General features: G+C 63.4%; 16 protein-coding genes. 3 read left to right on the top strand and 13 right to left on the bottom strand.

Going from position 1 to position 17612, the window contains the following annotated elements; all coding sequences use genetic code 11:
- Positions 1-16 precede the first annotated feature (16 nt).
- Positions 17-1408, bottom strand: coding sequence for an aspartate aminotransferase family protein (locus tag BMW89_RS10260; RefSeq protein WP_092025359.1), 1392 nt, complete (start codon positions 1406-1408; stop codon positions 17-19).
- Positions 1409-1535: 127 nt separating this feature from the next.
- Between BMW89_RS10260 and BMW89_RS10255 the strand changes: the two genes are divergently transcribed.
- Entirely contained in the window at positions 1536-2294 is a 759-nt protein-coding gene (locus BMW89_RS10255; RefSeq protein WP_092025356.1) for a FadR/GntR family transcriptional regulator, read from the top strand.
- Positions 2295-2744: 450 nt separating this feature from the next.
- On the opposite strand, the gene BMW89_RS10250 is transcribed toward BMW89_RS10255, so the two are convergent.
- The 12 genes from BMW89_RS10250 to BMW89_RS10195 all read right to left on the bottom strand — a co-directional run bounded on the left by BMW89_RS10250 (position 2745) and on the right by BMW89_RS10195 (position 14318).
- Positions 2745-3104, bottom strand: a complete 360-nt coding sequence (locus tag BMW89_RS10250) for a Zn-ribbon domain-containing OB-fold protein (protein ID WP_092025353.1) — start codon at positions 3102-3104, stop codon at positions 2745-2747.
- A complete protein-coding gene (locus BMW89_RS10245; RefSeq protein WP_092025350.1) occupies positions 3101-4237 on the bottom strand; it encodes a thiolase family protein in 1137 nt (378 codons plus the stop codon). Before BMW89_RS10245 ends, BMW89_RS10250 begins: the two co-directional genes overlap by 4 nt.
- Before the next feature lie 149 nt (positions 4238-4386).
- Positions 4387-5586 (bottom strand): CaiB/BaiF CoA transferase family protein, encoded by a 1200-nt coding sequence (locus tag BMW89_RS10240; RefSeq protein WP_092025348.1) that lies wholly within the window; start codon positions 5584-5586, stop codon positions 4387-4389.
- Positions 5587-5707: 121 nt separating this feature from the next.
- Positions 5708-5914 (bottom strand): hypothetical protein, encoded by a 207-nt coding sequence (locus BMW89_RS10235; protein ID WP_092025345.1) that lies wholly within the window; start codon positions 5912-5914, stop codon positions 5708-5710.
- Positions 5915-6034: 120 nt separating this feature from the next.
- Positions 6035-7204, bottom strand: a complete 1170-nt coding sequence (locus BMW89_RS10230) for an acetyl-CoA acetyltransferase (RefSeq protein ID WP_092025342.1) — start codon at positions 7202-7204, stop codon at positions 6035-6037.
- A gap of 59 nt (positions 7205-7263) precedes the next feature.
- A complete protein-coding gene (eda, locus tag BMW89_RS10225) occupies positions 7264-7914 on the bottom strand; it encodes a bifunctional 4-hydroxy-2-oxoglutarate aldolase/2-dehydro-3-deoxy-phosphogluconate aldolase (protein WP_177195954.1) in 651 nt (216 codons plus the stop codon).
- Positions 7915-7942: 28 nt separating this feature from the next.
- Positions 7943-8908 carry a sugar kinase gene (locus BMW89_RS10220; RefSeq protein ID WP_177195953.1) on the bottom strand — a complete coding sequence of 322 codons (966 nt, stop codon included), beginning with the start codon at positions 8906-8908 and terminating at the stop codon, positions 7943-7945.
- Between the two features lie 30 nt (positions 8909-8938).
- A complete protein-coding gene (gene denD / locus BMW89_RS10215) occupies positions 8939-9925 on the bottom strand; it encodes a D-erythronate dehydrogenase (RefSeq protein ID WP_092025333.1) in 987 nt (328 codons plus the stop codon).
- Positions 9926-9989: 64 nt separating this feature from the next.
- Entirely contained in the window at positions 9990-10865 is an 876-nt protein-coding gene (locus tag BMW89_RS10210) for a carbohydrate ABC transporter permease (RefSeq protein WP_092025330.1), read from the bottom strand.
- Between the two features lie 2 nt (positions 10866-10867).
- A complete protein-coding gene (locus BMW89_RS10205; RefSeq protein WP_502686388.1) occupies positions 10868-11767 on the bottom strand; it encodes a carbohydrate ABC transporter permease in 900 nt (299 codons plus the stop codon).
- A gap of 115 nt (positions 11768-11882) precedes the next feature.
- Entirely contained in the window at positions 11883-13196 is a 1314-nt protein-coding gene (locus BMW89_RS10200; RefSeq protein ID WP_092025324.1) for an ABC transporter substrate-binding protein, read from the bottom strand.
- Between the two features lie 60 nt (positions 13197-13256).
- Entirely contained in the window at positions 13257-14318 is a 1062-nt protein-coding gene (locus BMW89_RS10195; RefSeq protein ID WP_092025321.1) for an ABC transporter ATP-binding protein, read from the bottom strand.
- Between the two features lie 204 nt (positions 14319-14522).
- Here BMW89_RS10195 and gntR point away from each other — a divergent pair, with 204 nt between their 5' ends.
- Together gntR and BMW89_RS10185 are read left to right on the top strand one after the other, a co-directional pair.
- Positions 14523-15623, top strand: coding sequence for an HTH-type transcriptional regulator GntR (gene gntR / locus BMW89_RS10190; protein ID WP_092025318.1), 1101 nt, complete (start codon positions 14523-14525; stop codon positions 15621-15623).
- A 122-nt stretch (positions 15624-15745) separates the two neighbouring features.
- The gene (locus BMW89_RS10185; protein WP_092025315.1) at positions 15746-17575 is read left to right on the top strand and encodes an IlvD/Edd family dehydratase; all 1830 of its coding nucleotides are present in this window, start codon (positions 15746-15748) and stop codon (positions 17573-17575) included.
- The last annotated feature ends 37 nt before the right edge of the window (positions 17576-17612 follow it).

Here is a 17612-nt window from a genome sequence, read left to right as displayed (position 1 = left end):
TGGTCTCCTCAACGGATTACGAAGATGGACGGTTCTCGGCAAGCTTGGCTTCGGCGCGGGACAAGGTCCGCACGAACAGGTCGAGCGCTTCGTCGACCCCGGCCTCGTCGATGATCAGCGGCGGACAGAACCCGATCGTGTCGCCCATCGCGCGGATGATCAGGCCATTCTCGATCGCAAGCGCATCGAACATCGCGCCGACCTTCAGCGCGGGATCGAACGCCCGCCGCGTCGCGGGCTCAGCAACCAGCTCGACCCCGATCATCAATCCTTCGCCCCTGACCTGGCCGACGATGCGCGAATCCCGCGCGATCTGCTCGAGCCCTGTGCGGAGACGACCGCCCATGCGCCGGACATGCGGCACCACATCCATCTCATGATAGATTTTCAGCGTTTCGAGCGCGATGGCCGCGCCGACCGGATGTCCGGAATTGGTAAAGCCGTGGCCGAACAGCTCGCCGCCCTTGTTCATCTCCGCAAGCGCGTCGCGGATCGGACGTCCCAGCAACACGGCCGACATCGGGAAGTAGGACGAGGTGATGCCCTTGGCGAGCGCCACCATGTCCGGCTTCATGCCGACCGTCTCGCAGCCGAACCAATTGCCGGTGCGACCAAAGCCGCAGACCACCTCGTCGCCGAGCACCAGAATGTCGTGACGGCGCAGCACCGCCTCGATTTTCGCGAAGTATCCCTTTGGCGGCACGACGATGCCACCGCCCGCGTTGATCGGCTCGGCGATGAAGGCTGCGATCGTATCAGGTCCCTCGGCCACGATCATCGCTTCGAGATCCGCTGCAAGGCGATCGACGAAAGCCGGCTCGCTCTCGCCGGGTCTGGTGCCGCGATAGGCATCCGGGCAATGCGTGTGCAGGAAGCCGTCGAGCGGAAGGCCGAATTCGCGGTGCATTCGGGGCAAACCGCACATCGAGGCCGCAACGATCGTCGAGCCATGGAAGCCGCGGTCGCGCGCGATGATCTTGCGCTTGCCGGGCTTGCCATGGACCGCATGATACACCCAGGCGAGCTTCACCATCGTCTCGGTGGCTTCCGAGCCGGACGTCGCGAAATAGGCCTGTGCGTCCGGGATCGGCGAAATCTCTACCAGCTTCTCGGCGAGGTCGATCGTGTTGTCGGGCGTCTTGTGATTGAAGCTGTGATAGAAGCCGAACTTGTCGTAGGCCGCAGCTGCCGCCGCCTTGAGCCGTTTCTCGGAAAAGCCGAGCGAGGTGCACCAGAGCCCGGCCATCGCTTCCAGATAACGCTTGCCGCTCGCGTCGTAGACATGGACGCCCTCGCCGCGCGCCATGATCAACGGTCCGGTTTCTGCATGTCGCTGCGGATTGGTCTGCGAATGCAGATGGAACGCGATGTCACGCGCCTCGGCCGAATTCAATCTTCTGTCGGACACGCGCGGACGCCCCGTCTTCCCGCCGGTGATCGAGATCCGGCGTCAGTCGCTCCAAATTGGTCAGGCCAAATTGGTATGACCAGCTTGGCTTTCGTGCGGCAGCTTGTCAAACTCAAAAAAACAGCTGATGAGCACGAAGATGTTGCACGACCCTCCGTCCAAGCCTGAACGCAGCTTCGAGATCGTCGCGCGGCGCATTGCTGCAATGATCCAGGCGAGTTACCGCATCGGCCAGCGCCTGCCAGCCGAGCGCGATCTCGCGAAGACTTTTGGCGTGTCGCGACCGACGGTGCGCGAGGCCATCCTGTCGCTGGCGATGGCGGGGATGCTGAAGGTCCGCAGCAACAGCGGCGTCTATGTCATCAGTCGTCAGGAAGCACCTGACGTGCATGTGCTCGAAGGCTTTGGGCCGTTCGAGAATCTGGAAGCGCGTCAGCTGATCGAACCGCAGATCGCGGCGATCGCGGCGCAGCGCGCCTCCGAGGCCACCTTCGTGCAGCTTGCCGAAGCACTCGCCATGATGCGCTGGGAACATTCGCAGGGACGCGAGGCCGACACGTCGGACCACCGCTTCCACATGGTGCTGGCCGAGTCGACGGGGAACGGCGCGCTGGTGTCGATCAGCGACTCCTTGTGGCGCGCGCAAACCGAGTCCGGCATTTGGCAAGAGATTCACAACCACATGCAGATGGAGGATTATCGTCCCATGTGGCTCAGGGATCACGAAGCCATCTTCCAAGCCGTTCAAGCGAAGAGCGCGCGCAAGGCGAGCCACGCGATGACGCGTCACCTCAACAATATCAGGGATGCGCTGATGGTGGCTTCGAAGGCCAAATCGATGGCCATAACCAGGCCGTCGGCGAAACTTTCCAAGAAAATCCGATGAGACTTTTCTCTGTCGAAGCAAGTTCCCGCAAACCGTGTGTTGAGCGGACGCAACAGCAACATTATCGAGTCAAAATGCCGCCGCATTGCTGATCGACCTTGGGACAGTCGATATTCGCCGCGTGGGGACAAATCGCGGTGAGTACTCGCAAGGGGTGTTCCGAGTAAAAACAATTGGCCGTCGTATGCGTGCGTAGCGCATCGATGAGTCACGCCCAGGTCTAGGGAGAAAAAGGCATGAAGGAAGCCACCAAGGGGGCGGCCTCGGAAGCGCTCGCGCATATGCTGGCGGTGATGGCAATGCTCGTTATCGCCAGCATCCTGTTCTACGGGCGTTGAGTTAGAGTTGCGTGAGAGTTTTCGTCATTCCGGGGTGGCCGTCGCACAGGCCAGGCCCAGAATACCCGTTCCAGGCTCGGTCCTTTGGACCGCCCCCGAATGACGAATCCCACTACTGCTTCTTCGAGAAGAACGGCACCAGCTTTCCAGCAAACGGCTTGAAGCCCGCGATCACGTCATCCCCGATGACGAGATCGTTCTCGCCATGCGCCATCATGCGAAAACCCTCGGCGCAATCCACCAGCAAAATATTGTAGGGCACGTGCGCGCGCGTCTCAGGCGTAGCGGCGCGACAGACCAGCGAGGTCGCATAGACCTTGCCCTGACCGCTGGCGCGCGCGTCGCGCGGGCCGGATGAGCCGCAGGCCGCGCAGAAGGCGCGATGAAAATACTGCACGTGGCCGCATGCGGTGCAGGTCTGGAAGGTGATGACCTCTTCGCCCTTGGTCCAATCCGCTAGACGCTCGCTCATCGCACCCGCTCCAAGAACATGCTCACGTGTGATGACAGCACGCCGCCGTCGCCGTGCAGCAGTGTAATCGAGGCGTCGCGCACTTGACGATTCGCCGCCCGTCCCGTCATCTGCAAATGCGCCTCGACCAGATGCGCCATGGCGCCGCCGACACCGCAATGGCCATAGCTGAGCAGGCCGCCATGGGTATTCAGCGGCATCGCGCCGTCACGGCCGAAATGGCCCGATCGAACACGCGCGGCCGCCTCGCCGCGTCCTGCTAGGCCGAGGTCTTCCAGCAGCATCGCCAGAGTGATGGTAAAGCTGTCGTAGATCGCGGCGTAGCGCACGTCGGAGATCGCAAGGCCCGTGGCTTCCCTGGCGCGGACGATGGAGATCTCGGCGCCGAGCTCGCTAAGCGCGGGTGCGGCCGTGACATGTTGATGCGTATGCGCCTGGGCGCAGCCACGGATGCGCACGCCTACCTCTCCGATTCGCTCACGGCTGATGACGAAGGCGGCACCACCGTCGGACACCGGACAGCAGTCGAGCAGTTTTAGCGGCATCGCCACTGGCTTCGACGCCATGACATCAGCGACGGTGATGGGATCGCGGAATTGCGCGCCGGGATGGGTGCAGGCGTGCGCGCGCATCAGCACCGCGAATTCGGCAAGGTCTTCCTCGGTCACGCCGTATTCGTGCATGTAGCGGGTCGCGACCAGACCGTAATAGGCGGGAATGGTTGGCCCGAGCGGCACCTCGTAATCGGGATGCCCGACCTGCGCCAGGGCCTGGATCGAGGCGTCGCGGCTTTGCCCGGTGAGGCGGTTCTCGCCAGCGACGACGAGCACATTGCGCGCGACGCCTGCTTCGACGAGGTGATGGGCGAGCATCGTCATCGCGAGCCCGGTGGCGCCGCCGACCTGTACGGCGTGGGCGTAGGACGGGCGGATTCCAAAATGCTCGGCGAACACCGTCGCCAGCATGATGTGCGGCGAGACCGTGGAATAGCCGCAGAGGATGCCGTCGATCTCGGCACGCTTCAGCCCGGCATCGTCAAGCGCGGCCTGCGCCGCCTTGCTCATCAGGTCGAGCGAGGACGAACCTTCGTGCTTGCCGAAAGGTGTGAGGCCGACGCCGGTGATGAAACTCATGGCGCTATCTCCAGGCTGTCATTCCGGGGCGCGACGAAGTCGCGAGCCCGGAATCCATAACCACCATCGGGAGTATGGATTCCGGGCTCGCGCCCAAGAGGGCGCGCCCCGGAATGACGGATGAGAGAGTTGGCGCCATCACTTCCTCCCTATTCCGGCGGCGATCGCGTGACGCCATCACGGACCATGGCCGCGATCTCGTCGGCGGAGTAGCCGATCTCGCGCAAGATCTCTGCGCCGTGCTCGTTGAGCCGCGGTGCGAGTCGCACCGGCTCCGCCTCGGTCTCCGACCAAGTCGCCGTGACCTTCATGCTGCGGATCGGGCCCTCGGTCGGATGGTTCACGACGGGGAAGAAGCCGGTCGCCTCCAGATGCGGATCGTGCAGAACGCCTTCCAGATCGTGCATCGGCATCACCGGGACGTCGGCCTTGGTCAGCAGGTCGATCCACTCGGCCGTCGAACGGGTCTCGAAGATGCGGGCGAGTTCGGCGTAGACGACGTCGATGTTGGCGGCGCGGCCGGCGAAGGTCGCGAACTTTGCGTCGGCGCGCAGATCGTCGCGCCCCGTCGCCGTGAAGAAATTCTCCCACTGCTTGTCGTTGTAGACGATGACGCTGAGATAGCCGTCAGACGTCTTGTAAGGCCGGCGGTCACGCGAGAGGTGGCGGGCATAGCCGCCCTTGTCGAGCGGCGGCTCATAGGTGAGCCCGCCCATGTGGTCGCCCATGACGAAGCCCGCCATGGTCTCGAACATCGGGATGTCGACGCGCTGGCCGCGGCCGGTGCGGTCGCGATGCACGAGGCTGGCGCAGATCGCGCCGACGGCGGTGAGACCGACGATACGGTCGACCAGCGCGTTCGGCACATAGCGCGGCACGCCGTCACCGGTCTGCGCCATCAATGCGGGGAGCGCGGTCGCGCCCTGGATCAGATCGTCGTAGGCCGGCTTTGCCGCGTAAGGCCCGTCCTGGCCGAAGCCGAACACGCCGGCATAGACGAGGCGCGGGTTGATTGCGGAGACGATTTCGTAGCCGAGCTGAAGTCGCGCCATCGCCTGCGGCCGGACATTGTAGACGAGAACGTCGGCGTCCTTCAGCAGCCGCAGCACGGCCTCGCGCCCCGAGGACTTCTTGAGGTCGAGGCAGATCGAGCGCTTGCTGCGGTTGGTGTTGAGGAACACCGGGCCCATGCCGGTGTGCCGCATCGGACCGATCAGGCGGGTGACGTCGCCGTCGAGCGATTCCACCTTGATCACGTCGGCGCCGTAATCGCCGAGCATCTGGGTCGCATAGGGCCCCATCAGCACGGTGGTCATGTCGACGACCTTGATGCCCTTCAGCGGCCCCATTCGTTCGCTCCCGATTGCGCGGGCTCAAATAAGCTCCGCGATTTCGGTCCAGCTAACGGCAGTGACGCCATGCGCGCAAGGGCGGCCGGCGTATGGCCGCATGCGCAGGCCGATGCGTCCGCTATTTCTTCTGGCGGGATTCGCGGATCTTGATGAGGCGATCGAGCTCTTCGTTCTGCTGGTTGATGCGGTCGGCGATCCGCGACTCGTTCTGCTCGCCCGAGGCGGCCGCGGCCTGCTCGATGAGCTGGCGGATATTATCCTCGAGGATCGCGATGCGATCGTTGAGTGCGTCGATCGAGAGTGAGTCTTCGTAGTCATTGCTCATGATGCATTCCCTGCCAATCAATCAGGAGCATTAAGGTAGGCCCGGAGGGCCCACCATGATTTAACGCAAAGAAAGCGGGCACGGCGCATAGCGCCTTTGCCCAACCTACAAGAACCGAACCTATTTCAACGGCTCCAGCACGGAGACGTAGTTGGCAACCGCTGCGCCGCCCATGTTGAAGATGCCGCCCAACTTGGCGTTCTTGAGCTGCATGCCCTCTGGCGCTTGTCCCGCAAGCTGCATCGCGGTCATCACATGCATGGAGACGCCGGTGGCGCCGATCGGGTGGCCCTTGGCTTTCAGGCCGCCGGAGGGATTGACCGGCAGCTTGCCGTCCTTGAGCGTCCAGCCTTCCTTGATGGCGCGGGCGCCCTGCCCCTTCGGCGTCAGGCCCATCGCTTCGTACTCGATCAGCTCGGCGACGGTGAAGCAATCATGGGTCTCGACGAAGGAGAGATCGGACAGCGTGATCCCCGCCTGCTCCAGCGCGCGCTGCCAGGCGACCGTGCAGCCTTCGAACTGGAGGATGTCGCGCTTGGACATCGGCAAAAAGTCCTGGGCGTGCGCGGTGGCGCGGAAGCCGATCGACTTGCTCATGCCCTTGGCGGTCTCGGCATCGGCCAAGATCAGCGCAGCCGCACCGTCGGAGACGAGCGAGCAATCGGTGCGCTTCAGCGGACCCGCGACGTAGGGATTCTTCTCGCTCTCGGCGCGGCAGAAGTCGAAGCCAAAGTCCTTGCGCATCTGGGCGTAGGGATTGGCGACGCCGTTCTTGTGGTTCTTGGCCGCGATCAGCGCCAGCGCATCGGACTGGTCGCCGTATTTCTGAAAGTAGGAGCTGGCGATCTTGCCGAACACGCCGGCGAAGCCGCCGACGGTGTCGCCGTCCTCGGGCAGATAGGACGCCTTGAGCAGGTTCTTGCCGATCTCCGGACCCGGCGTGCGCGTCATCTGCTCGACACCGACGACCAGCACGATCTTGGCGGCGCCGGCTGCAATTGCGCGAACACCCTGGTGCACGGCGGCAGATCCCGTGGCGCAGGCGTTCTCGACGCGGGTGGTCGGCTTGAAGCGCAGCTTCGGGTCGGCCTGGAGCACCAGCGAGGCGGTAAAATCCTGCGGCGAGAAGCCGGCGTTGAAATGGCCGAGCACGATCTCGTCGACGTCGGAAGCCGAGATGCCGGCGTCCGCAATCGCCTCATTGGCAACGCGGACGATGAGGCTTTCGACGGTCTCGGTGTCGAACTTGCCGAACGGCGTATGCGCCCATCCGACGATGCTGGCGGTCATGGTCTCTTCTCCCTGGGATCTCTACCTGAGCTAAGTCTTAGCCCAGGGATGGCAAGACTTCACGCAGGTTTAAGGGCCTGGAGGGTGCGCTGGCAGATGGCAGTTATGCCGGCCCAGTTCCCGGCCTTGATCTCCGCCGCCGGGCACAGCCAGGAACCGCCGACCGCGACCACATTGGGCTCGGCGAGCCAGGTCGCCGCATTGGCCTCGCCCACCCCCCCGGTCGGGCAGAACCGCACATTCGGGAACGGCCCGCCGAGGGCACGCAGGCCCTTGATGCCACCGGCCTGCTCGGCCGGGAAGAATTTTGCGACATCAAGGCCGTAGGACAACGCCATCATCAGTTCGGACGCGGTGGCGATGCCCGGTGCGAACGGCAAGGAGCTGTCGGCAGCGACCTTGAGCAGATCGGGGGTCATGCCCGGGCTGATGCCGAACGCAACGCCGAGCTTCTCGACACGGGTGAAGTCGGCAGGATTGAGAATCGTACCGATACCGACGACCGCTTCGGGGACTTCGGCCATCATCGCCCGCGCCGCCTCGATCGCGACGGGGGTGCGCATGGTCACCTCCAGCGTGCGGACGCCGCCGGCGACCAGCGCACGCGCCAGCGGCACGGCATCCTGGATACGCTCGATGGTGAGGACGGGAATGACGGTCGCGGCCTTGAAGAGCGCGACGAGGTGGTTCTGTTGGGCGGTCGTGGTCATCTTGGCTTTCGTTTCACTTGGTCGCTTGTCACTTGGTCGCCTGGCGCGTGGTCGCCGGCCGGTGACGCTTCTTAGGCGGCATGGCATAGCCCGGAATGATGGCACCGGCATAGCAGATCACGAGGCTGGCGAGACGATGCCCGGCCTGGGCCGCCTCGACCGGATCGGAACCGGCAAGCCGGGCCGCGATATAGGCCGCGGCAAAGCTGTCACCGGCCGCCGTGGTATCAACGACCGGTTTCGTCATGGGTTCGGCGCGGACTTCGCTGGTGCCACCGGGGAAGCGCAACAGGCTGACGGGCTCAGCGAGGCGGAACACCAGCTCGGGCGCGGGGATGCGGGCCATCAATTGCTCGTGGCTCTCGCCGGGATAGAGCGCGAGCAAATCCTCGGTCGAGGTCAGCACGATGTCGGCGGCCGCAAAAGCTGCCGCAAACACCTCGCGCGCGACGTCGCGGTCGGGCCATCCCCGCGCGCGGAAGTTTGTGTCGAACACGAAGCGCGTGCCGAGCAGGCGCGCGCGCTTGATCGCCGCGAACAGGCGATCGCGCCCGGCCGTATCGTAGATCGAGAGCGTGATCGCGGAGAGATAGACGATGTCGTAGCTCATCAGCGAGTTGAGCAACTCGTCCGTCTCCGGCAGGCTCATCAATTGGCGCGCTGCCGCACTGTCGCGCCAGTGGAAGAATTGACGCTCGCCCTTGGCGTCCAGCTGGATCATGTAGAGGCCGGGCAGCTTGCCCGGCAGCCGCACGACGCGCCTTGTGCCGATGCTCTCCGCATTCCAGGCCGCGATCATCTCATCGCTCAGGGCGTCATCGCCGAGCGCGGTGAGATAGTCGACCTTGACCTCGAGCCGCGCCAGGTACACCGCCGTGTTGAGGGTGTCGCCGCCGAAGCCGCGCGAGTACAGGCCACCGCTCTGCCCGGCAGACCCGCCTTGGGCCTGCCGGAGCTCGACCATGCATTCACCGATGCAAGCTACGCTCGCCATCGTCATTTCCACGCTGTTCATCTGATACGATCAGGCGACGAAATTGCCGCCGAGCTCGTCCTCGATGTGAATGCGGATGATATCGTCGAAGGTCTTTTCCTCGGTGGTGAAGCCGAGCTCGCGCGCCCGCTTCGCCTCGAAATTGCGCGGCCAGCCGTCGACGATGCCGACGATGAAGGGATCAAGCTCGTGCTTGATGCGTGCGGCGACCTTGTCGCCGGCGACACGCTTGAGCGCGGCAATCTGCTCGCCGACCGTTGCCGAGAAACCGGGCATGGTCAGGTTACGACGCGGACCGACCTTGGCGAGATCCATGGTGCCGGCATGGAGCAGGAAGCCAACGGCGGAGCGCGGCGTGGCGTGCCAGTGGCGGACGTCCTCGGAGACCGGGAGCACGACCTCCTTGCCGGCCAGCGGCTCGCGCAGGATGTTGGAGAAGAAGCCCGATGCCGCCTTGTTGGGCAGGCCGGGCCGGATGCAGATGGTCGGCAGACGGATGCCGATGCCGTCGAGGAAGCCGCGGCGCGAATAGTCGGCCAGCAGCAGCTCGCCGATCGCCTTCTGGGTGCCGTAGCTGAGCAGCGGGGTGTGGAAGAACTCGTCGCCGATGGCATCGGGGAACGGCGCGCCGAACACGGCGATCGAGGACGTGAACACCACGCGCGGCTTGTAGCCGCCGCCTGCGAGCCGGACGGCGTCGAGCAGCATCCGCGTGCCGTCGAGATTGATGCGATAGCCCTTGTCGAAGTCCTGCTCGGCTTCACCCGAGACGATCGCGGCCAGATGGAAGATCGCGTCAGGACGGCCGGCGATCAGCTTCTCGGCCGCGCCTGGGACCGCGAAATCGCTCGACACCGTTTCGACGGCAAAGGGGGCCTTCTCCGGCTTCTTCGGCTCGACCACGTCATGCATGGTGAGCTTGGTGATTTCGCTCTTGCCAAGCCGGCCGTCGCGCAGCAGCCGTTCACACAATTTACGGCCGACCATGCCGGCGGCGCCCAGAACCAGAATGTGCAAGAGCCTACTCCTTCTTATTGGCCGGGACGCGCCGCTCCTGACGCGCCCTCGGCAGGCCCCGCGATCATTCCTTCACGGCGCCGGTCATTGCCGACACATAATACTCCACGAAGAAGGAATAAAGGATAACTACAGGGACCGAGCCAGTCAGGGCCGCCGCCATCAGCGCGCCCCAATGGTAGACGTCGCCGTTGACGAGCTCGGTGATGGCGCCGACGGGAATGGTCTTGTTCTCCGACGAGGAGATAAAGGTCAGCGCGTAGATGAACTCGTTCCAGGACAACGTGAAGGCGAAAATTCCCGCCGAGATCACCCCCGGGAGCGACAGCGGCAGCGTGATTTTCATCAGGATCTGGATCCGTGTCGCCCCGTCGATCAGCGCGCACTCCTCGAGCTCGTAGGGAATGGTACGGAAATAGCCCATCAGGAGCCAGGTGCAGAACGGGATCAGGAAGGTCGGATAGGTCAGGATCAGCGCCAGATTGCCGTCGAACAGGCCGAGCTGGAACACGGTCGCCGCCAGCGGAATGAACAGGATCGAGGGCGGCACGAGATAGCCAAGGAAGATCGCAAGCCCGACGTAGCGCGAGCCCTTGTAGCGCAAGCGTTCGATCGCATAGGCGGCGCAAACGCTGGCAAACAGCGAGATGAAGGTCGAGGACACCGAGACGATCACGGTATTCCACATCCAGAGCGGATAATCGGTGTCGAAGAACAGCTTCTTGATGTGCTCCAGCGTCGGATGCACGATCCAGAACGGATTGTACTTCTCGTAGTCGTACATCTCCGCGTCCGGCTTGAACGTCGCGATTGCCATCCAGTAGAACGGGAACAGCAGGAAGCAGATGATCAGACCGAGCGGAAAGTAGACGCGGAGGAACCTCCGCGGGAAGCTCTCGAGGTAGTCCATTCCGACGCTTTGGTCGTCCGTCGTGGTCATGGTCAGTCCCTCCCGCCCTGCTGCCAGCGGGAACGCTGAAGCCCGAAAAAGCTGAGCAGGATCGCCGCGACCAGGAACGGAATCATCGCATTCGAGATCGCCGCGCCCTCCCCGAGATTGCCGCCGGTGATGGCGCGCTGGAACGACAGCGTCGCCATCAGATGGGTGGCATTGATCGGGCCGCCCCGCGTAATGGTGTAGATGAGCTGGAAGTCGGTGAAGGTCATCAGCACCGAGAACGTCATCACGACCGCGATGATCGGCGACAGCATCGGCAGAGTGATGTGGCGGAAGCGCTGCAGATTGGTGGCGCCGTCGAGATTGGCGGCCTCATAGAGCGAGGGCGAGATGGTCTGTAATCCCGCCAGCAGCGTGATCGCCACGAAGGGCACGCCGCGCCAGATATTGGCGGCGACGACCGACCAGCGCGCATTCCAGGGATCGCCGAGGAAATCGATGTAGTGCGTGATCAGGCCAGCCTTGAGCAGCACCCAGGAGATGATCGAGAACTGGCTGTCATAGATCCACCAGAACGCGATCGCAGAGAGCACCGTCGGCACCACGAAGGGCAACAGCACGATGGCACGGACCATCGACTTGAACGGCAGCCGCTCGTTGAGCAGCAGCGCGAGGTAAAGTCCGATGGCGAATTTCACGATGCTGGCGGCGAAGGTGTAGAAAATGGTGTTGAACACCGACAGCCAGAACACCGAATCCTTCGCAAGCGACACGAAGTTTCCGAAGCCGATGTAGCGTCCCACCCCGCCGATCTTGGTATCGGTCATGCCGAGCCAGAGGCCCAGCGCCAGCGGATAGGCGAGAAACAGAATGAGAATGGCGATCGCCGGCACCATGAACATCGCGCCGAGAAAATTTCGGCTTTCGAAAGCTCTGGTCCACATGCTGCTGCGCTTGACCTGCGCGACAGCGGACTCGGCCATAACTGCCATGTCGGATTCCCCTAGGACGAAGAATCACGGCGTCCGGCGAACCGGACGCCGTGCAGATTGGAGCTGATCAGACCTGGTAGTAGCGCTTGGCGCGCTCGGCGGCGCGGGCGGCTGCTTCCTTCGGCGTGACCGAACCGGTCGCCGCTTCGGCGAACATGTCGACCACGACGAAGTCGCCCATGACGGCGGCCGAGGCGTAGCCGAGATCGCCGGCATAGCCGTTGTCGCGGCAGCGCTTCAGGCAGTCGCGATACGGCGTGATCTTGGGATCGGAGGTCCAGACCGGATTGTCGTTGTAGGCCGGCAGCGGCGGCGAGACGTAGCCGTTGGAGGCGACTTCCCAGGCGTCATAGTTCTCCTTGTCCATCATGAACTTGATGAACTCCTTCACCGCCTTCGGATATTTCGAGTGCTTGTAGCCGTAATAGACCAGGATGTTCTGCTGCTCGGTGGACACGCCGACGGGACCGATCGGCATCTGCGCGTGGTTCATGTCCTTGGCGATCTCCTGCTGCTTCGGATCGGGGGAGTTCTTGCCGACCGTCCAAATCGAGATGCCGTTCAGGGTCAGGCTGAGTTCGCCGTTGAGGAACGCCTTGTTGTTGTTCGAGTCGTTCCACGACAGCACGCCCGGGATAAACGTCGCATAGAGCTGCTTGACGTATTCAAGCGCCGCAATGGTCTCCGGGGAGTCGATCACGACCTCGTTCTTGTCGTTGACGACCTTGCCGCCGAACGCCCACAGCGCCCACTGGCACCAGCCGTTGGCGTCGCCCGTGGCATGGCCGAGCGCGAAACCGGCCGGCGTGTTGTTCTTCTTCAACGCCTGGCACAGCTTGAGGAAGCCGTCGGTATCCTTCGGGAATTCGTCGAAGCCGGCGGCCTTCACGTGGCTGATGCGGTAGTTCAGGCAGCCGCCGGTCGCGCCCTGCGGAATCGCGATCCAGCTATTGCCCTTCTTGCCGTAGCGCTCAGCAACCGGATACCAACCGCCATACTGCTTGCCGAGATAGTCGGCGACGTCAGTCATGTCGATCAGCTTTTCCGGGAATTTGTGCGGATCGTCGAGCGTGCCGATGATGAGGTCGGGACCGGCGCCGACATTGGCGGCGACCGCCGCCTTCGGCCGGATGTCGTCCCAGCTCTCGGCTTCGAGCTTGACCTTGACGCCGGTCTTTTCGGAAAACTTCTTGGCCTGCTCGGCGAACTTGTCGTACTCGGCCTGGATGAACTGCTTCCAGCGCAACACGCGGATTGAGGCGTTCGCCTCCGGCACATTGGTCCACTCAGCCGCACGCACCGGGACGATGCCGGGGCCGGCCAGCAACGCTGCACCGCCCAGGCCAGCTTTAAGCACACTTCGCCTGTCGAAATTGCTCATCGTTCTCTCCCTGAATTTTATATTTGTATTATTTGGTAGTTCGGCAGTCCTTCGACGTCGCTACAGGCGTTTGCCTGTCGCGTCGTCGAACAGATGAACCAGCGACGGGTCAGGCTTCAGCTTGACCTTGTCGCCCGGATTGAACTGATGACGCTCGCGGAAGACCGCGACGACCTGCTCGCCGCCGAGCTTCGCAAACACCTGTGTCTCCGAGCCGGTCGGCTCGACCACGACGATCTCGGCATCGGCGCCATCATCGGCAATGGTGAAGTGCTCGGGCCGCACGCCATAGACGACAGGACGACCGTCGGACGCTGCCGGAGCGTTCTTGAGCGGCAGCTTGACGCCGTTCGGGCCCTCGAAGGTCGCAACGCCGTTGACGCGCACATGCCCCTTCAGGAAGTTCATCGAGGGAGAGCCGATGAATCCGGCGACGAACTGGTTTTCCGGCGTGTCGTAGAGTTCGAGCGGCGTGCCCATCTGCTCGACGACGCCGTCATGCATGACGACGATCTTGTCGGCCATGGTCATGGCCTCGATCTGGTCGTGGGTCACGTAGACGGTCGTGGTCTTGAGCCGCTGATGCAGTTCCTTGATCTCGGTGCGCATCGCGACGCGCAGCTTGGCGTCGAGGTTAGACAGAGGCTCGTCGAACAGGAACACTTGCGGATCGCGCACGATGGCGCGGCCCATGGCAACGCGCTGGCGCTGGCCGCCGGAGAGCTGGCGCGGATAACGCTCGAGCAACGGGGACAGCGCGAGGATTTCGGCGGCGCGCTTGACGCGCTTGTTGATCTCGTCGGTGCTCTCGCCGCGCAGCTTCATCGAGAAACCCATGTTCTCGCCGACGGTCATGTGCGGATAGAGCGCGTAGTTCTGAAACACCATCGCAATGTCCCGCTCCTTGGGCTGGACATTGTTGACGACGCGGTCGCCGATCGAGATCGTGCCGGAGGTGATGTTCTCGAGGCCGGCGAGCATGCGCAGGAGTGTCGACTTGCCGCAGCCGGAGGGGCCAACCAGGACGACGAACTGGCCATCCTCGATCGGAATCGAGACGCCGTGCAGGACTTCAAAATTGCCGAACGATTTCCGCACGTCGCGGATTTGCACAGACGACATCTAGCTCCCTCCTCCGACGTAGACGGCGCAACTGTCGCGCCGCCACCGTCTTGTTTTTCTGAACTTCACCAACCGAAGCCCGATCTTAGCAGGCTACATTGTCGGCAGTTTCTGCGGTTTTGGCAATTTGTCTTTGGTTAGTCGTTGCTGGTAGCGCTGTCAACGATCCTTTGGTTTCGGGAGTGGCTATGCTAAGAGCAACAAATGGGTCGAAAACGCACCAAGTCAGGCAAAATCCGGCTGGCGGAAGTCGCCGAGCTCGCCGGCGTCAGCCCGATTACAGCGTCCCGCTTCTTCCGTAATCCGGAGGCGCTGTCAGTCGCCAAGCGAACGCGGGTCGAGAGCGCGGCCAACGAGCTCGGCTATGTGCCGAACCTGGCGGCACGCGCGCTGGCCTCGCAGCGCACTGAAGTGATCGGTGTCTTGATTCCGTCACTGACCAACAACGTGTTTTCCGACGTGCTGCGTGGCATCTATGACGCCTATGAGGGCAGCCGCTACTCGATCCAGCTGTCCAACACACGCTACTCTATTCTCCAGGAGGAGAGACTGCTGCGCCTGTTTCTCGCGCAGAAGCCGGCCGGGCTGATCGTCACCGGCATCGACCAGACCACGGAATCGCGTGCGATGCTGGACGCCGCCGACTGTCCGATCGTCCAGATCATGGAGATCGGCCCCAACCCGGTCGACATGATGATCGGCTTTTCGCACTATGATGCAGCGCGTGCGGCGATTGCGCATCTGTTCGCGCAAGGCCACCGCAAGATCGGCTTCATCGGCGCGCGCATGGATCCGCGGGTGCAGCGGCGGCTGGACGGATATGTCTCGGCCATGAAGGACGCCGGATTGTTCGAGCAGCGCCTCGTCGTCACGACGGCGACACCGACTTCGGTGACGCTCGGCGGCGCCCTGTTCACCGACCTGCTGGCACGAGAGCCCGGCATCGATGCGGTGTTCTGCGCCAACGACGACCTTGCGCTCGGCGTGCTGTTCGAATGCCGGCGGCGGGAGATCGCAATTCCCGAGCAGATCGCGATCGTCGGCTTCAACGATCTCGAATTCATGGCCTCCGCCGTCCCGACCCTGACCAGCGTCCGCACCAACCGTTACGAGATGGGCAACAAAGCCGCCACCATGCTGATCGAGGCGATCGACGGACGGCGCCCGGAGCAGTCGGTGCTCGACCTCGGCTTCAAGGTGATCGAGCGGCAAAGCTCATCGTCGCGACATCAGGACAGCAGACCGGCCGTATCAGGCGGGGGCGCGCAGAACAAAATGGTAGCGTTACCAAGTGGCCATGACTAATATCGAACTTGTGAGGAAACGACCCACCAACGGGCAGGCCCACCATCGCTCACGCCGTTGGGCATCGCACAAGCCGACACCGTGAGACGGACGCCAGTGCGTTTGCATTGCAGGAGAAACCAATGACAAAAAAGCCAACCAATGGGCACGCGCCCGCCGGTAACGGCGCCCGCCGCCACCTTCGCTCGCAGGAATGGTTCAACAACCCGCATAATCCTGGCATGACCGCGCTCTATCTGGAGCGCTATCTCAATTTCGGCCTGACCCGCGGCGAACTTCAGTCCGGCAAGCCGATCATCGGCATCGCCCAGACCGGCAACGACCTCTCCCCCTGCAACCGCCACCATATCGAACTCGCCCATCGCGTCCGCGAAGGCATCCGCGAGGCCGGCGGCATTGCGATGGAATTCCCGACCCACCCGATCCAGGAGACCGGCAAGCGCCCGACCGCCGCGCTCGACCGTAACCTCGCTTATCTCGGCCTGGTCGAGATCCTCTACGGCTATCCGCTCGACGGCGTGGTGCTGACCACCGGCTGCGACAAGACCACGCCCGCCTGCATGATGGCGGCGGCGACCGTCAACCTGCCCGCGATCGTGCTGTCGGGCGGCCCGATGTTGAACGGCTGGCACAATGGCGAGCGCACCGGTTCCGGTACCATTGTCTGGAAGTCGCGCGAGCGGCTTGCCGCCGGCGAGATCGACTACGAAGAATTCATGGAGATCGTGGCGTCCTCGGCGCCGTCGGTCGGCCATTGCAACACCATGGGCACGGCGTCGACCATGAACGGGCTCGCCGAAGCGCTCGGCTTCTCGCTGCCGGGCTGTGCGGCGATCCCCGCGCCCTATCGCGAGCGCGGCCAGATCGCCTACGAGACCGGCAAGCGCGCCGTCGAGATGGTCTGGGAAGATCTCAAACCCTCGGACATCCTGACTCGCGAGGCGTTCGAGAACTGCATCGTGATCAATTCCGCGATCGGCGGCTCGACCAATGCGCCGATCCACATCAACGCGCTGGCCCGCCATATCGGCGTCGAGCTGTCGATCGACGACTGGCAGAAGGTCGGCCATGACGTGCCGCTCCTGGTCAACATGCAGCCGGCCGGCTTCTATCTCGGCGAGGAATTCCACCGCGCCGGCGGCGTGCCGGCCGTGGTGCGCGAGCTGATGAAGCACAAGCGTATCCACGAGAACGCGGTCACCGTGAACGGCCGCGGCATCGGTGAGAACTGCGCCAATGCGCCAAAGCCCGACAACGACGTGATCTGGGCTTATGACAAGCCGCTGGTGAAGGACGCCGGCTTCCTGGTGCTGCGCGGCAATCTGTTCGATTCCGCGATCATGAAGACCAGCGTGATCTCCAAGGAATTCCGCGACCGCTATCTCAGCAACCCGAAGGACCTCAATGCCTTCGAGGGCCGCGCCATCGTGTTCGAGGGGCCGGAGGACTATCACGCGCGGATCGACGATGCCTCGCTCGACATCGACGAGCACTGCGTGCTGTTCGTCCGCGGTACCGGCCCGATCGGCTATCCCGGCGGCGCCGAGGTCGTGAACATGCAGCCGCCGACGGCGTTGATCAAACGCGGCATCCTCGCCCTGCCCTGCATCGGCGACGGCCGCCAGTCCGGCACGTCGGGTTCGCCATCGATCCTGAATGCCTCGCCGGAAGCGGCCGCCAATGGCGGGCTTGCGATCCTCAAGACCGGCGACAAGGTTCGCATCGACCTCAACAAGGGCAGCGCGAATATCCTGATCTCGGACGACGAGGTGAAGAAGCGCCACGCCGAGCTGATGGCCAATGGCGGCTTCAAGCATCCGGCGAACCAGACGCCGTGGCAGGAGCTTTATCGCAACACCGTCGGGCAGCAATCGACCGGCGCCTGCATGGAGCTCGCCACAAGGTACCAGAACGTCGCCGGCACCTTTGGTGTGGCGCGGGACAATCACTGACCACTCGTCGTTGCGAGGAGCGAAGCGACGAAGCAAT

This window comes from Bradyrhizobium sp. OK095 (assembly GCF_900109945.1).
Classification (GTDB): Bacteria; Pseudomonadota; Alphaproteobacteria; order Rhizobiales; family Xanthobacteraceae; genus Bradyrhizobium.
Note: the sequence above shows the minus strand (reverse complement) of the source record. Positions and strands in the feature narration are given on the sequence as shown.